The sequence below is a fragment of the Bartonella sp. AC329YNZD genome, assembly GCF_042196685.1.
Classification (GTDB): domain Bacteria; phylum Pseudomonadota; class Alphaproteobacteria; order Rhizobiales; family Rhizobiaceae; genus Bartonella.
Genome location: NZ_JBHIQS010000001.1, coordinates 267,032 through 282,917, shown reverse-complemented (window position 1 = coordinate 282,917; position 15,886 = coordinate 267,032). Strand labels below are relative to the sequence as shown.

At 38.1% G+C, this 15,886-nt stretch carries 13 protein-coding genes; 11 read left to right on the top strand and 2 right to left on the bottom strand.

All coding sequences use genetic code 11. From position 1 onward, the window contains the following. Window positions 1–2 precede the first annotated feature (2 nt). Together ACFIMW_RS01140 and ACFIMW_RS01135 are read left to right on the top strand one after the other, a co-directional pair. Window positions 3–1,412: an FAD-binding oxidoreductase gene (locus ACFIMW_RS01140; protein WP_375607814.1), complete on the top strand. Its 1,410-nt coding sequence runs from the start codon at window positions 3–5 to the stop codon at window positions 1,410–1,412. Between the two features lie 227 nt (window positions 1,413–1,639). After that, window positions 1,640–2,167 carry a DUF6101 family protein gene (locus ACFIMW_RS01135; RefSeq protein WP_375607813.1) on the top strand — a complete coding sequence of 176 codons (528 nt, stop codon included), beginning with the start codon at window positions 1,640–1,642 and terminating at the stop codon, window positions 2,165–2,167. A gap of 1,086 nt (window positions 2,168–3,253) precedes the next feature. On the opposite strand, the gene purD is transcribed toward ACFIMW_RS01135, so the two are convergent. Next, the gene (gene purD / locus ACFIMW_RS01130) at window positions 3,254–4,528 is read right to left on the bottom strand and encodes a phosphoribosylamine--glycine ligase (protein WP_375607812.1); all 1,275 of its coding nucleotides are present in this window, start codon (window positions 4,526–4,528) and stop codon (window positions 3,254–3,256) included. Window positions 4,529–4,618: 90 nt separating this feature from the next. On the opposite strand from purD, the gene ubiA reads away from it, so the two are divergent. After that, complete coding sequence (gene ubiA / locus ACFIMW_RS01125) at window positions 4,619–5,623, top strand: 4-hydroxybenzoate octaprenyltransferase (protein ID WP_375607811.1); 1,005 nt, start codon at window positions 4,619–4,621, stop codon at window positions 5,621–5,623. A 482-nt stretch (window positions 5,624–6,105) separates the two neighbouring features. Here the strand turns inward: ubiA and pdxH are convergent, their stop codons facing one another. Then, window positions 6,106–6,729: a pyridoxamine 5'-phosphate oxidase gene (pdxH, locus tag ACFIMW_RS01120; protein ID WP_375606418.1), complete on the bottom strand. Its 624-nt coding sequence runs from the start codon at window positions 6,727–6,729 to the stop codon at window positions 6,106–6,108. A 321-nt stretch (window positions 6,730–7,050) separates the two neighbouring features. Between pdxH and ACFIMW_RS01115 the strand changes: the two genes are divergently transcribed. The 8 genes from ACFIMW_RS01115 (at window position 7,051) to ACFIMW_RS01080 (ending at window position 15,680) form a co-directional block, all read left to right on the top strand. Continuing rightward, the gene (locus tag ACFIMW_RS01115) at window positions 7,051–7,953 is read left to right on the top strand and encodes a DnaJ C-terminal domain-containing protein (RefSeq protein ID WP_375606417.1); all 903 of its coding nucleotides are present in this window, start codon (window positions 7,051–7,053) and stop codon (window positions 7,951–7,953) included. 128 nt (window positions 7,954–8,081) lie between these two features. Further along, window positions 8,082–8,900, top strand: a complete 819-nt coding sequence (gene fabI, locus ACFIMW_RS01110) for an enoyl-ACP reductase FabI (protein ID WP_375606416.1) — start codon at window positions 8,082–8,084, stop codon at window positions 8,898–8,900. Between the two features lie 147 nt (window positions 8,901–9,047). Then, entirely contained in the window at window positions 9,048–10,136 is a 1,089-nt protein-coding gene (gene aroC / locus ACFIMW_RS01105) for a chorismate synthase (RefSeq protein ID WP_375606415.1), read from the top strand. 15 nt (window positions 10,137–10,151) lie between these two features. Further along, on the top strand, window positions 10,152–11,264 hold the full coding sequence (gene ribB / locus ACFIMW_RS01100) for a 3,4-dihydroxy-2-butanone-4-phosphate synthase (protein ID WP_375606414.1): 1,113 nt from the start codon (window positions 10,152–10,154) through the stop codon (window positions 11,262–11,264). A gap of 7 nt (window positions 11,265–11,271) precedes the next feature. Then, window positions 11,272–11,526 carry an exodeoxyribonuclease VII small subunit gene (locus ACFIMW_RS01095; protein WP_375606413.1) on the top strand — a complete coding sequence of 85 codons (255 nt, stop codon included), beginning with the start codon at window positions 11,272–11,274 and terminating at the stop codon, window positions 11,524–11,526. Window positions 11,527–11,762: 236 nt separating this feature from the next. Further along, complete coding sequence (gene dxs, locus ACFIMW_RS01090; RefSeq protein ID WP_375606412.1) at window positions 11,763–13,670, top strand: 1-deoxy-D-xylulose-5-phosphate synthase; 1,908 nt, start codon at window positions 11,763–11,765, stop codon at window positions 13,668–13,670. Window positions 13,671–13,686: 16 nt separating this feature from the next. Then, window positions 13,687–14,430, top strand: coding sequence for a TlyA family RNA methyltransferase (locus ACFIMW_RS01085; RefSeq protein WP_375606411.1), 744 nt, complete (start codon window positions 13,687–13,689; stop codon window positions 14,428–14,430). Continuing rightward, window positions 14,427–15,680, top strand: a complete 1,254-nt coding sequence (locus tag ACFIMW_RS01080; RefSeq protein ID WP_375606410.1) for a class I SAM-dependent RNA methyltransferase — start codon at window positions 14,427–14,429, stop codon at window positions 15,678–15,680. The genes ACFIMW_RS01085 and ACFIMW_RS01080 overlap by 4 nt, the downstream gene beginning before the upstream one ends. The last annotated feature ends 206 nt before the right edge of the window (window positions 15,681–15,886 follow it).

Genomic DNA, 15,886 nt, shown 5'->3' with positions numbered 1-15,886 from the left:
ATATGGAGCAGGAATTAATTGAGGGGTTTAGGGAAATTGTTGGAGCCAAGTATGCTATAACAGATCAGACGTTGATTGCACCGTATTTGCTTGAAGAGCGTGGGCTTTTTCATGGAAAAACACCTTTACTTTTACGTCCATCTTCTTGCGCAGAGGTCTCATCGATTATGCAGTTAGCGAGCAAAACGCACACACCGATTGTACCACAGGGGGGGAATACAGGGCTTGTGGGGGGACAGCAACCAGATGAAAGAGGAGAGGGTGTTCTTTTATCCATGGAGCGATTAAATAAGATTAGAGCTATAAATCTTGAAGGAAATTTTGTTGTTGTAGAGGCTGGTGTTATTTTACAGGATTTGCAGAAAAAAGTGGATGAATCAGGTCGTTTTTTCCCTCTTTCTTTGGCATCTGAAGGTTCTTGCCAAGTAGGGGGAAATCTTTCGTCGAACGCTGGAGGGACAGCTGTTTTGGCTTATGGCAATATGCGTGATCTTTGCCTTGGTTTGGAAGTTGTTTTACCGGACGGGCGTATTTTAGATGATTTGCGTTTTGTTAAAAAAGACAATAGCGGTTACGATTTAAAAAATCTTTTTATTGGTGCAGAAGGCACATTAGGCGTTATAACCGCAGCTGTTTTGAAGATTTTTCCAAAAATAAAAGGAAAAGCAGTTGCCTTGGTGGGATTATATAGTCCGGCGAAGGCTTTAGAGTTTTTATCTCTGGCTCAAGAATATGGAGGAGGGATGTTGACAGGTTTTGAGCTTATGTCAAAGCTCAGTTTGCAAATGGCTTTAGATTATAAGATGTGTGAGAAGCCTCCTCTCCAGCAGAAACATGAATGGTATGTATTAATGAACATTTCATCGTTGCAAGGCAATGATGAGGCGTTATCGGTATTGAGTAGTATTTTAGAAGAAGCTTTAAAGAATGCGGTGATAGAAGATGCAGTTATTGCGCAATCTTTAAAACAGCAAGATTTTTTTTGGCAATTGCGAGAAAGTATATCATCGGCACAAAAGTTGGCGGGAGGATCTATTAAGCACGATATTGCAGTACCGCTTGCTTCCATTCCTGATTTTATTGCTGAAGCTGCACTTATTGTTGAAGATATTTCTCCAGGAGCACGGGTGGTTTGTTTTGGACACATGGGTGATGGAAATTTGCATTATAATGTTACACAACCTGTAGGGGCTGATACGACAGTATTTTTGCAGTTGTGGTCAACAATGAACCATCGCATTCATAGTTTAGTGATGAATTATAAAGGTGCATTTTCTGCTGAGCATGGAATTGGTCAGCTTAAGCGCGAAGAACTTCGTTCTTTTAAATCGCCTGTCGCATTGGATATTATGCAAGGGATTAAAAAAACGCTCGATCCTTTAGGGATAATGAATCCTGGAAAAGTATTATAATTCAAGAATGGTGATCATGCATTTTTGTTTAGATTTTAATAACCAAAAAAGAAACCAGTTGTTTTTTATTCAAACTTTTAATAATCCAATGAGAAAAAGCTGCTAATTTGTTTAGATTTTAATAACCAAAAAAGAAACCAGTTGTTTTTTATTCAAACTTTTAATAATCCAATGAGAAAAAGCTGCTAAAGGGTGTATGTTATTTAAGATAAATTGGGATAATGTATATGGCTAATCAATGCTTTAATCAGGCAAAAGCGGTGCTTGAATTTCGGTTAGATCCGTGCCATTTGCCACAAACTACGACATATTTTTCATCCAAAACAGGCAATAAGGTAATTTGTTCGTTAAATGAGCGTGGTGTTTCTTTTAAAACGGATATGCCTTCAAGCTTATCGCATTTAATACCTCCTTATCATTTCAAAGGAATTGCAGCACGTACCGTAAAAACGCGTTCAGGAGAAAGAGCTGTTGCATTAGAATTACTTCATGCAGATGAGGAAGCTTGTATACCGCTTTTGGTTTCCAGAGATTTGAATAATGTTCTTCTGGATTGGCGGTTATGGGCGGATACTTATGGCCTTCCCATGCTTATGATCAATGAAGATAATCGCATTCTGGTTGTAAAAGATCGTTCTGATTTACATCGATTTTTTAGTACAACATCGTATTCTAGACAAAAGCGTTTTTTACTTCGTTATAGCAATCCGTTAGGCTTGCGTTTGGTGATTGCGAATCGAATCGCACTCCAGTGATATTAATATGCATTCATTGTTGTACTACCATCAGCATTTATCTTGTTGTGCCGTAAAACATCGTTGTTTGGGGCGGTAACATAAGGGGTGTAAACTTCACACATGAAGTGTTTTTAGAAGATATGGCGAATATTCTTAAGTTTGCTTGTAGGTCTTTGTGTAAGTGCAGCATATGAGTGGAAAGCAAGAGGACCCCGCTCAATGAGAATCCAGACTTTTACAGACGGGATTTGGTGTGACTTTTGGTTCTTGAAAACAAAGAGGAAGTCAATGATTGTAAATGAGAGTTTTTTGACACCATACATTGGCAGCAGGAATCTATTATGTAAAACGCTTTTTTCGGAGAGGTGAAAACGGCTTTTGTAACAATAGAAACTGTTTTTTGCGGTATAATTTTGGGTTTTTGCCACATTATTAAAACATCAGAAAATTACTGGAAGTGTTTTTAAATTTTTTTTAATAAATCATTTCTCCATTTTGAATGAGAGCTTTGAATATTGCAGAACATTCTTATTTCATCTCTCTTTTATAATCAAAATCATTTAGATAGAAAGGGTTATCGTAATATTGAGAGTTGGAAAATACAAAGATGGTATCGGTTTTTATTTTTATTCCAGAAAGATGGCAGAATGGATTTATACTATTTGCAGGTAGTGTCGTAAAATGGGAGTGATGAGCATGAGAGATATTGTTTAAGAATTTGTATGTGAATAACATAACTATCTTTTTTGGGCATTTTATTTTTCGTAAAAGCGGAATTTCATTAAAAAACGCGATAGATAAAAGAAATGATAGTATATATGTTTTTCTTCAGGATTTTTATAAGAAAGAAAGTGTTTATAAAAATGATGAGAAAATACGTTTAAAGTAAATACAACAGTAAAATGATCATTTTATATTACATTTCCAGATTCAGAAATTTTTCCTATTTTATCATGAGTAAGTATCCTATTTACAATATTTGATTGTTCAAAGTAAAGCACACTCATTTTTTCAAAATTATGGTCAACGTAAAACAGTGAGAAAATTTGTGTATCATGCTCTTACGTGAAATCATCAAATCGTAAAAAAGAATAGTCAAAGGATTTAGTTTTTTCGCGCAATAGCTCGCCATCCGATATCGCGACGAACAAAACCCTCTGGCCAATCAATATAATCAACGGCTTCATAAGCACGTTTTTGTGCTTGCGTAATCGTTTTTCCTGTTGCTGTTATATTGAGAACACGTCCACCATTTGCAATGAGTTGTCCATTTTGTAATGCTGTACCAGCTTGAAAAACTTTCACATCGGGAAGAGTATCTATTTTATCAACGTTACGAATAACAGTCCCTTTTTGGGGAGAGTCTGGATAACCATTAGCAGCCATAACAACGGTGAGAGCAGTCTTTTCAGACCACTGAAGAGGTTTATTTTCAAGATTTCCTTGAGCTGCGGCAAGAAAAATTGGTAGAATATCATCTTTAAGGCGCATCATTAAAACTTGACATTCAGGATCACCGAATCGTACGTTAAATTCAATTAATTCGGGTCCTTTTTGCGTTATCATCAAGCCGACAAAGAGAATACCTCTAAAGGGGGCGCCCATTTCGTTCATGCTTTTTAAAGCTGGTTCAACAATTTCTTTAAGGGTACGATTCACTATTTCTTGGGTCATGATGGGCGCTGGTGAATAAGCACCCATACCACCGGTGTTTGCTCCAGTATCTCCATCTCCTACACGCTTATGATCTTGAGCAGATCCAAAGGGAAGAGCAACTTTACCATCACAAAGGCAGAAGAAGCTTGCTTCTTCACCTTCCAGAAAAGATTCTACAACAATTTTGTTTCCTGCATCCCCAAATGCACTTTTGAAGCAGGCATCAACAGCGTTAAATGCTTCTTCTATAGTTGTTGCAACCACGACACCTTTGCCGGCAGCTAAGCCATTAGCTTTAATAACAATGGGAACACCTTGTTGATGAATGTAGGCTTTGGCTCTAGCTGCATCATTAAAGCATTGGTAACTTGCTGTAGGAATGTTATTCTTATGACATAAATCTTTTGTAAAAGCTTTTGAACCTTCTAGTTGAGCAGCTTTTTGAGTAGGACCAAATACACAGATGTTAGCGCTATTAAGAGAATCTGTTATACCTGCAACCAATGGTGCTTCTGGTCCTACAATCACAAGATCAATAGAATGTGCTTTACAAAAATCAATAATAAGGGGGTGATCATCAATGTCTAAATTAATATTTTCACCAAATTCTGTTGTTGCAGGATTTCCAGGAGCACAATATAACTTTGTTAGCAGTGGTGATGCTGCTATTTTCCATGCTAAAGCATGTTCTCGTCCACCTGAGCCAATAAGAAGAATATTCATTGCTTGCTCCTCTCATAGAAGATGATTAATTTCATCTCCTTCTCATAAGAATGAAATGTCTCTATCGCAAGACTAAAGGTAAATCATTTGATGAAAAAAAATAAAAATATCGCACCTGTTCAGTCCTATAATAGCCAAGGACGGGTTATGGATGCATCTTCCAAACAATGGGTCTACAGTTTACTTCCCTGTTCTTTATGGTTTTATGCGCAATTAGCGCGTTGGGATCGGCCTATCGGATGGCAATTGTTGATGTGGCCTTGTTTTTGGTCAACAACAATGGCTTTTCTCTCTTATGAAATGCATTATGATACTCTTTCATCAATGTTGCTTTATTGGGGCTGGTATCTTTTTCTTTTTTTTCTAGGATCCATTGCTATGCGAGGGGCAGGATGTACTTGGAATGATCTTATTGACCATAAAATCGATTCTCAGGTAGAAAGAACACGTTCTCGCCCATTGCCGACAGGTCATGTGAGTCGGTTTCAAGCAAGAGTTTTTATACTTGTGCAATGTTTGGTTGGTTTAGGCGTTTTATCACAATTTAATAGGTTTAGTTTTTTTCTAGGTATTTCGTCATTGATAGCTGTTGCATTTTATCCTTTTATGAAACGCGTAACATATTGGCCGCAGTTTTTTTTAGGCGTTGCATTTAATTGGGGGGCATTAATGGGGTGGGCTGTTGTCTTTGGAAGTTTAAGCTGGTCACCGATTTTGCTTTATGTGGGATCAATCTTGTGGACCATAGGATATGATACAATCTACGCCCATCAAGATAAAGAAGATGACGCTACGGTTGGTGTGCGTTCTACAGCACTTCTCTTTGGTAAAGAAACCAAGCGTGCTTTAGTATTTTTGTATGGTGGTTTTGTACTGTTCGCGAGTTTAGCATTTTATTTAGCTGAAGTCCCTGTTCTTAGTTTTTTTGGGGTTTTTGTGGCAAGTATCCATATGTTTATTCAAATTAAAGTTATTGATATAGATGACAGTGCGCAATGCCTCAGGCTTTTCAAATCTAATTCGCTTATTGGTCTTGTGATTTTTGCTGGTTTAGTATGTGGTGGTATATGGATGATGTTTTATCCTGCAGCTTAACAACAAATTAGATAAAATCATATATTCTGATGATGAGGAGAGGAATGAAAATACAAAGATACTTTCATTAATTTTAAAGTGTATTATTTTTTCATGTTCAAAGCTTTTTGTATTTTATGATTAGTTTTATTCCAGATCTTTCTGGTTTGAAATAACGATTTTTTCAAATTTTATTGAAATAAAAATAGACTTTAGGAGGAATGAACAACTTTTTTAATTGAAAGTGCACTTTCTCTTATCAGAAATTACAAAAGTAAAATCATAATTTTTGCTGAATACTGTGTTTTCTCTTAAAAAAGCTTGTTGCGCATCTATTGTCTTCAAGCAATGCAGTAGGAGATATTATCAACCAACTTTTATAGTGAAAATAAAACTTTTCTATTGAAAGGAAACTAATCATTTTGTTTTAGAAATTTGCAAATAGAAAATAGTCATTGAACCCTTAGGAAGACAAAGTCTTCATAACGATAAAGCTTGAAGGATTAGGGATAAAGTTTTTGTTTTTTCCAATTGCTGTGTTCAACACAATCACGCGTAAAAAGCAGACGATCATGTAAACGAAATGGGCGATCACACCAGAATTCTATAGAAAGGGGTTTAACACGAAAACCAGACCAATAAGGTGGTCGTGGAATATTGCCTACTGCATAACGTGCAGTATATTGAGCAATTGCTTTTTCGAGCACAAAACGATTGTCTAATGGTTGAGATTGTTTAGATGCCCATGCCCCAATTCGACTCCCACGTGGTCGCGATTGGAAATAGGCATCCGCTTCCTGTTGACTTACTTTTTCAACAATGCCTCTAATTCTGACCTGACGACGGAGCGATTTCCAATGAAAACCTAAGGATGCCTTCATTGATTTTAAAATTTCTTGTCCTTTACAGCTTTCATAATTGGTATAGAAGACGAATCCTTGGGGACTGTAGTCTTTGAGGAGAACCATACGAACATTAGGAAGTCCTGTTTCGTCTACTGTTGCGAGTGCCATAGCATTCGGATCATTTATTTCGCTTATTGTTGCCTCTTCAAGCCATTTTGCAAAAAGTTCAAAAGGTTTTTGCATTTGCATAAAATGATCATCTGTTGGGATTTTATTGCTCATAGTGTCTCCAAATGTCAGCGAGCATGGGTAAGGCATTTTCTTATTTACTTTGTCATCTCGAAGTAAAGTAGCATTTTTTCCTATTTTCAAAAAGTCAATGCTATCGTGTATTTTTATAGTGGTTCCATTATTTTTGTCTTTAGCATAGACGATAATGAGCTATATTAAATAAATATCTCATTTTATCTGGTATTTTAGTTTATTGATAGACATATAAAGAAAGAAGAAATTATTCTCTAGAATAGATTGATAAAGTTATGAGGGATATTGAAAACATATCCGTTGATATTTTGAAAACCAAAAAATTGAAAAGAGGGCAATATGCGTGATCCCTACACGATTCTGGGTGTGGCACGTACCGCAAAATCGCAAGAGATTAAATCAGCATTTAGAAAATTAGCAAAGAAGTATCATCCAGATCACAATAAAGATGATGCAAAGGCTAAAGAAAAGTTTGCTGAAATTAATCAAGCTTATGAAATTATAGGTGATAAAGATAAAAAAGCACAATTTGACCGCGGTGAAATTGATATGGAAGGAAAACCACTTTATCAAGCCTATGGTGCTGGTGAGAATTTTAACAATAAACAAAATCCTTTTTCAGGAAGAGCGAGAGGATTTGATTTTTCCTCTTCAGGTGGTGCAGGTTTTGATGCGAGTGATATTTTTCGCGATCTGTTTGGGGGAGGCGGTAGCTTTTCGAATTCCACACACTATAATCGCCCTCAACAAGGAGCACATATTCGTGCTAATCTTGCCATAACATTAGAGCAGATGGTTGGCGCAGAAAAGGTGGAAGCCGTTTTTCCTAATGGAAAAAAGTTAAAAATTAAACTTCCAGATTATATTGAAGACGGGCAAACTATTCGTTTAAAAGGTCAGGGAGAAGAGGTTCCTCATGGGCAAGCAGGAGATGCATTAATAACCATTCAGATTCAAAAACATCCTCGTTTTCGGGTTGAAGGAAGGGCACTTCATCTTGATTTACCAGTTTCTCTTAAACATGCTGTTTTGGGAGCAAAAGAAGAAGTTGAGACATTGGAGGGACGTGTGGTTTTAACGATTCCTGCTTGGTCAAGTTCTGATCGCGTTTTACGGTTGAAAGGAAAAGGACTTCGTTTAAAAAGTGGTACAAGAGATGATCTTTATGTGCATGTTCGTATTATGTTGCCGGAAGGTAAAAATGTTGCGCTAGAACAGTTTTTGCAAATGCAAAAAGATTAAATTTTAATTTTTTTTATATATAAAGCATAGTTTTTGCTTGATTTTAAACCAATTACTTGAAGAAAAAGTTGACCTGTGTCATAGGCAAATGAATAATATTAATTTTAAGTAACAATGGGGCAGTGCTAATGGCTAAGGGTAATGGTTTATTGTACGGTAAGCGTGGCTTAATTTTAGGGTTGGCCAATAATCGCTCCATCGCTTGGGGAATTGCTAAAGCGGCGAGTAGCGCAGGGGCAGAGCTTGCTTTTACCTATCAGGGTGAAGCCATGAAAAAGCGTGTTGAGCCTTTGGCTGAAGAATTAAAGGGATTTGTTTGTGGACATTGTGATGTTTCTGACAGTGCTTCTATTGATTCAGTCTTTAGAGCCATAGAGAAGAAATGGGGCAAACTCGATTTTTTAGTTCATGCTATTGGTTTTTCTAATAAAGATGAATTAAGTGGTCGTTATGTTGATATCAGCGAATCAAATTTTATGATGACCATGAATATTTCCGTTTATTCCCTAACAGCTCTAACAAAGCGTGCAGAAAAGTTGATGCCGGATGGCGGTTCAATCTTGACACTGACCTATTATGGTGCAGAAAAGGTTGTTCCCAATTATAATGTCATGGGGGTTGCTAAAGCAGCTCTTGAAGCGAGCGTGAAGTATTTAGCGGTAGATTTAGGTCCCAAAAATATTCGTGTTAATGCGATATCTGCTGGACCGATTAAAACGTTAGCAGCTTCAGGTATTGGTGATTTCCGTTATATTTTAAAATGGAATGAATATAATGCTCCATTACGCCGTACAGTAACAATTGAAGAGGTTGGTGATTCTGCTCTTTATTTTCTTTCAGATTTGTCTCGTTCTGTTACTGGTGAAGTTCATCATGTCGATTCGGGTTATAATATCATAGGTATGAAAGCAGTTGATGCACCAGACATTTCTGTCGTTAAAGAATAAAGTTTGGTTTATAGGGTTTTATTGAACAGCGGTAATTTGACCAAATTAAAAGCGGCTGAGAGTATTTTGGAACAAAGAGCTGTCTTGTGTATAACTCAACATATGTTGTCGTTGGCGTATATTTGACAGAGAAACGGATCTTTTTTCATGTCGCATAATACATTTGGTCATTTGTTTCGTGTAACCACATGGGGAGAAAGTCATGGTGCTGCTCTTGGTTGTGTCATTGATGGTTGTCCGCCTGGAATTATTTTTACTCTTGCAGAAGTTCAAGCTTATCTTGACAAACGGAGACCAGGACAATCCGTATATACAACGCAGCGACGCGAATTGGATCAAGTAGAAATTCTTTCAGGAGCTATCGCTCAGGACAATGGGACGGCATTGGTTACAACAGGTACACCAATTTCTCTGTTGATTAGAAATACAGATCAGCGTTCGAAGGATTATAGCTCGATTGCCCATCAATATCGTCCAGGACATGCGGATTATACTTATGATATTAAATATGGCATTCGTGATTTTCGAGGAGGAGGGCGTTCTTCGGCAAGGGAGACAGCAGCACGTGTTGCAGCGGGTGCATTTGCACGTAAAATTGTTCCTGGTTTGGTGGTTCGAGGAGCAGTGATAGCAATTGGTCCTCATAATATTAATCGTGATCGTTGGGATTGGTCAGAGGTTGATAATAATCCTTTTTTTACACCTGACGCAGAGATGGTTCACATTTTTAGTGATTATATCAGTAAACTCCGTAAAGAGGGGACATCTGTTGGTGCTGTTGTTGAGATCATTGCAGAAAATGTTCCGGCAGGTTTAGGAGCACCTATTTACGCAAAACTAGATCAAGATATTGCATCCTTCCTTATGTCGATTAATGCAGTAAAAGGAGTTGAAATTGGGGATGGTTTTGCGGCAGCCCGCATGAAGGGAGAAGAAAATGCCGATGAAATGCGGATGGGAAATGATGGAAAACCACTTTTTTTATCCAATCATGCTGGTGGTATTTTAGGGGGAATATCGAGTGGACAGCCAATTGTTGCACGTTTTGCTGTCAAGCCTACTTCGTCAATTTTAACGCCTCGTCGCTCTATTGATGTTGATGGTCATGATGTAGATGTTATAACGAAGGGACGTCATGATCCATGTGTTGGGATTCGCGCTGTTCCCATTGGTGAAGCGATGGTTGCTTGTGCTATTGCGGACCATTATCTAAGACATCGCGGTCAAGTTGGGTGAGTGAGAAGGTGAATAATGGTGTATGATGAAGAAAAAATTGTTTCTGCACTTAAAGCTTTTGAACGCGGTGAAATTGTTGTGGTGACAGATGATGATGACCGTGAAAACGAAGGTGATTTAACTGTTGCTGCTGTCCATTGTACAGAAGAAAAGATGGCATTCATCATTCGCCACACAACAGGGATTGTTTGTGCACCTATGCCAAAAGAAGAAGCACAACGGTTTCATCTTGCTCCTATGGTGCCAGATAATAATTCAGCACATCAGACCCAGTTTACTGTTACTGTGGATTTTAAACATGGGATAACGACGGGTATCTCCGCACACGACCGCACATTGGCGGTTCGCAATCTTGCTAATCCAAATGCTGGTGCTCACGATTTTATTCGTCCAGGACATATTTTCCCTTTGATTGCGCATGAAGGCGGGGTTCTTATGCGTTCAGGTCACACGGAAGCGGCTGTTGATTTATGTAAATTAGCTGGTTTACCGCCAGTTGGTGTTATTGGTGAGTTGGTCAATGATGATGGCAGTGTTAAACATGGAGATGAAGTTACAAAATTTGCACAAGAACATCGATTGCATATGATAACGGTTGCGGATTTAATCGCTTATCGTCAGCGCAAAGAAATGTTGATCAGGCATGTTGGAGAAATGGCTATTGAAACACCAGTAGGACCTGCTATTGTTCAGAGTTATCAACTCCCTTGGGAAACAGTTCAGCATGTTGCAATCGTTTTTGGTGATCTTGGTGATGGTGAAGATATTCCTGTACGTTTGCATCGTGAAAACATTATGAATGATGTTTTTGGTCAAGCGTCAGATGTTACCGCTATCATGCAGCGTATGATGGAAAAAGAAAAACGGGGTGTTTTTGTTTATTTACGTGAAGGATCAGTTGGTATTGATGAAAAATCAGCTATGAGCATTCAGGAAATGGCAAAAGACGGTTCAGAAAACCATATACAGGCAATTGAACGTGAAGAAGAATGGCGACAAATTGGTTTAGGATCACAAATTTTGAAACATTTAGGAATCAGTTCTGTTATTGTTTACACTTCTAAAGAACGTCATTATTTAGATTTAGAAGGTTTTGGAATTCGTATATCCAGAATAGATATTTTGTGAGGTTCATATGAAAAAAGAAATACAAGAGGGGGATATTACGACCTTAAGTTTTGAGCAAGCGCTGAAGCAACTTGAAGTTATTGTTGAAAATTTGGAACGTGGCGATGTGCCTTTGGAACAATCCATAGATATTTATGAACGTGGTGAAGCGCTTAAAAAACATTGTGAAAAACTCTTGAAAGTTGCTGAAGCTAAAGTTGAAAAAATTCAACTTTCAGAAGGAGGTTCTCCAGAAGGAGTAGAACCACTTGATGCTCAATAGTATTAAACTATTTTTGGATATTTATTGCGGGATTAAGCAGTGCAATAACCTTATTTATAGAAAGCAAATTTTATTGGTTTCTTTTTTATAAAATAAGTTAAAAATGAGAAAAATCATAAATCATCTCAAATAGAGATTTTTCAGTAAAAAAGATGCAAAACTGTCAATGAAAGAGTAGAGAAGATGTATTTTTATCGTTGCGTTCTCTTAAGTTAAGGTGATAGGAGGGAGTTTTTTTGTCTCATATCTTAACACCATTGCTTGACCGTATTTGTTTCCCGCAAGATTTGCGGGCTTTGCCTGAGTCTGATTTGGTACAGTTGGCTAATGAGTTGCGGGCAGAAACAATTGATGCGGTTTCTGTAACAGGTGGTCATCTTGGGGCAGGACTTGGTGTTGTTGAGCTCACTGTTGCATTACATTATGTTTTTAATACACCAGAGGATAGGATTATTTGGGATGTTGGTCATCAAACCTATCCACATAAGATTTTAACGGGGCGTAGAGAAAAAATACGTACATTACGTCAAGAGGGAGGATTATCAGGTTTCACAAAACGTTCAGAAAGTGTGTATGATCCATTTGGAGCGGGCCATTCGTCTACTTCTATTTCGGCGGGTCTTGGCATGGCGGTAGCGAGTGCTTTGAAGGCAGAGACAAGACGCAATATTATCGCTGTTATTGGTGATGGTGCAATGTCTGCGGGCATGGCTTATGAAGCAATGAATAACGCTGGTGCTTTGGATGCGCGCTTGATTGTTGTTCTTAATGATAACGATATGTCTATTGCACCGCCTACAGGTGCTATGAGTGCACATCTTGCACGACTAGTTTCTCGTCCTGCTTATCGTCATTTGCGTGAACGCGTAAAGATGTTGAGCGAAAAATTGCCAAAGTTTTTTTTGGATAAGGCACGTCGTTCAGAGGAATTTGCGCGTAGTTTTTTGGTTGGGGGAACGTTATTTGATGAGCTTGGCTTTTATTACGTGGGACCCATAGATGGGCACAATTTAGGGCATTTATTACCCGTTTTAAAAAATATTCGTGAATGTCCTAATGGTCCAGTTTTGGTGCATGTCGTCACCCATAAGGGAAAGGGATATCCACCTGCAGAAGCATCTTCTGATAAATATCATGGTGTTAATCGTTTTGATGTTACGACAGGAAAACAGGTTAAAGCATCAAGTAATATTCTACCCTATACCAAGGTATTTTCTGAAGCCTTATCAGAAGAAGCGCGCCATGATGATAAGATTGTGGGCATAACAGCAGCGATGCCAACAGGGACAGGCCTTGATGCTTTTGCAGAAAAATTTCCTGAAAAAATGTTTGATGTTGGTATTGCTGAGCAACATGCCGTAACTTTTGCGGCAGGACTTGCTTGTGAAGGGTATAAGCCTTTTGTTGCAATTTATTCTACTTTTTTACAGCGTGCTTATGATCAAATTATTCATGATGTATCAATTCAAAAATTACCGGTACGTTTTGCTATTGACCGAGCAGGTTTTGTGGGGGCAGATGGTGCAACACATGCTGGAAGTTTTGATATTGTTTTTTTGTCCACTCTTCCTGAGTTTGTTGTTATGGCACCTTCAGATGAGCTTGAATTGATGCATATGGTACGTACAGCTGCAGCCTATGATCAGGGTCCCATTTCTTTTCGTTATCCACGTGGTGAAGGTCTTGGTATAGATTTACCGCAACGTGGTGAGTTATTAGAAATTGGAAAAGGGCGCGTTCTGCGTGAAGGAAATAGGATTGCTTTGGTTTGTTTTGGAACGCGGATGTCAGAAGTGTTGCAAGCTGCTGATGCGTTGGAGGTTGAAGGATTATCTACAACAGTTGCAGATGCACGGTTTGCAAAACCTTTAGATAAGGATTTGATGCGTCGTTTGGCACGTGAGCATGAAGTTTTGGTGACAATTGAAGAAGGTGCAATCGGTGGGTTTGGAGCACACATATTACAATTTTTAGCGCAAGAAGGGCTCTTAGAGCATGGTTTGAAAGTTCGTACACTAAAACTTCCTGATGAATATTTGAGTCATGGTTCACCAGAAAAAGTTCTTTCACGTGTCGGACTTGATGCTATGGGTATTTTAAATACGGTTTTTACTGCTCTGGGACGCGAGATTCGAACGGGATAGAAAATTCAAGTATGAGATGGCTTCCAGAAAAAGGCTCGATATTCTTTTAGTTGAAAGAAACTTTTTTACGACACGTTCACGTGCACGTGATGCAATTATACGCAAAACTGTTAAAGTTAATGGCAAAATAGTTTTTAAAGCTGGGCAAATTGTTTTTGATGATGCAGAAATTTTTGTTTGTGATCCAGCGCAAAATTATGTGTCCCGTGCGGCATTGAAATTGATTTCTGCACTTGATGCATTTCCGATTGTAACCGATAAAGTGACAGCCATTGATGTTGGGGCATCAACAGGTGGTTTTACACAAGTTCTCTTAGAGCGTGGAGCGGCCCATGTCATTGCTGTTGATGTTGGGCATCATCAATTTGATGCACGTTTATTGGGCAACAGGGCTATAACGTTATTAGAAGGCTTAAATGTTAGAGATTTTCAACAGGAACATTTAGGCGGTAGGGAAATTGATCTTATCGTTTCCGACGTCAGCTTTATTTCTCTTAAACTTGCATTGCCTCCCGTTTTATCTTTAGCCAAGAAGGGTGCTCAAGCTGTTTTATTGGTAAAGCCTCAGTTTGAGGTTGGTCGTAAGCACCTTGGAAAGGGAGGAATATTAAATCCATCAAGTGCTAAAAAAACCGCTGAGGCACTTTTTATCTGGTTAGATACTCAAACAGGGTGGCGTGCAAAAGGTTTACTTCCTTCACCCATTACAGGTGGTGATGGCAATGTGGAATATTTACTATTCGGAGAAAAACAAGAGTGAACGATAATGTGATAATCGACTATATTGGAGCAAATGGTTATGGTACTTCCAAGACGTCCCACGGTTTTATTTATGTTCCTTTTACTTTACCGGGAGAGTGTGCTGAAATTACTGTTCATGGAAAATATGCAACATGTATAGCATTAAAAGAAAAATCACCAGAACGTGTTGATGCTCTTTGTCAGCATTTTGGAGAATGTGGAGGGTGTGCTCTTCAGCATTGGCATACTGATGCTTATTGCGTATGGAAACGACAATTAGTTGTTGATGCACTTAAAAAGTATGGACTTAATAATGTTGTTGCGCCTTTAATAGAATGTAAACCCTATAGCCGACGTCGGATGACGTTAACAGCATCCATGACCCCACAGGGGCAAAAAGTTGGTTTTAATCGTTATCTCTCTCATGAGATTATAGCTCTTGAAGAATGTCCAGTGACGCGTTTAGAGATTATGTCTAAACTAGATGATATCAGGTCACTTTGTGCTCTTGTAAGCAATCATGCCAAACGGTTTCATATAACGATAACATCTGTTGAAAACGGTTTAGATATCGCTTTAAGCGGTTGTGTTATACGCGATGAGCGTGTTCGTCAGAAAATGATCAGTGCTGCTCTTTCATATGGGATTATACGTTTATCTGTTGACGGAGAAGTTTTGGTTGAGCAAGAAAAACCATTGGTTTATTTTGGAGATGTCCGTGTTGAATTTCCTTCTGGTGGTTTTCTTCAAGCAACTTGTGAAGCTGAACATATAATGGGCAATATTATTTTGACTCATTTAAAAAAAGCAAAGAATGCTCTTGATTTGTTTTCAGGGGTAGGAACATTTGCCTTGCGTATGGCAAAAAAGATGAATGTTCATGCAGTAGAAAATAATGAAGATGCATTAAGAAATCTAAATACAGCAGCACGTTTTGCAACTGGTTTAAAAACAGTCACTTGTGAAAAACGTGATCTTTTTCGCCATCCACTTTCTGTAAAGGAACTTGAGTGTTTTGAAAGCGTTGTTTTTGACCCTCCTCGCGCTGGAGCAGAGGAACAAGTACATGAACTGGCAAAGGCAACAATATCACGTGTTGTGGCAATTTCGTGTAATCCCGTTACATTTGCTCGTGATTTATCTTTTCTTGTTGCAGGGGGATATACAGTAGAAAAAATCATACCAATTGATCAATTTTTATGGTCACCCCATGTCGAAGTTGTTGCTGTTTTGAGCAAAAATAAAAAGAAGAAAAGTTGGAAGCTTTAGCCTGAAAGTTTTTTTGACATAGTTCATTTGAGTATTATTATAAAATCTCTCTAAAATTTATCTACAATAATAATCTTTTTCTCGTTGAGTTAACGAGCACTGAATGTAGAAAGTGTTTTTTATTTTAAACTTTTTTATTATGAAACATAAAAGATAGTTGCTCCACTACTCCATACAAAAGACGAATGTATCATAAAGAAGGTGTA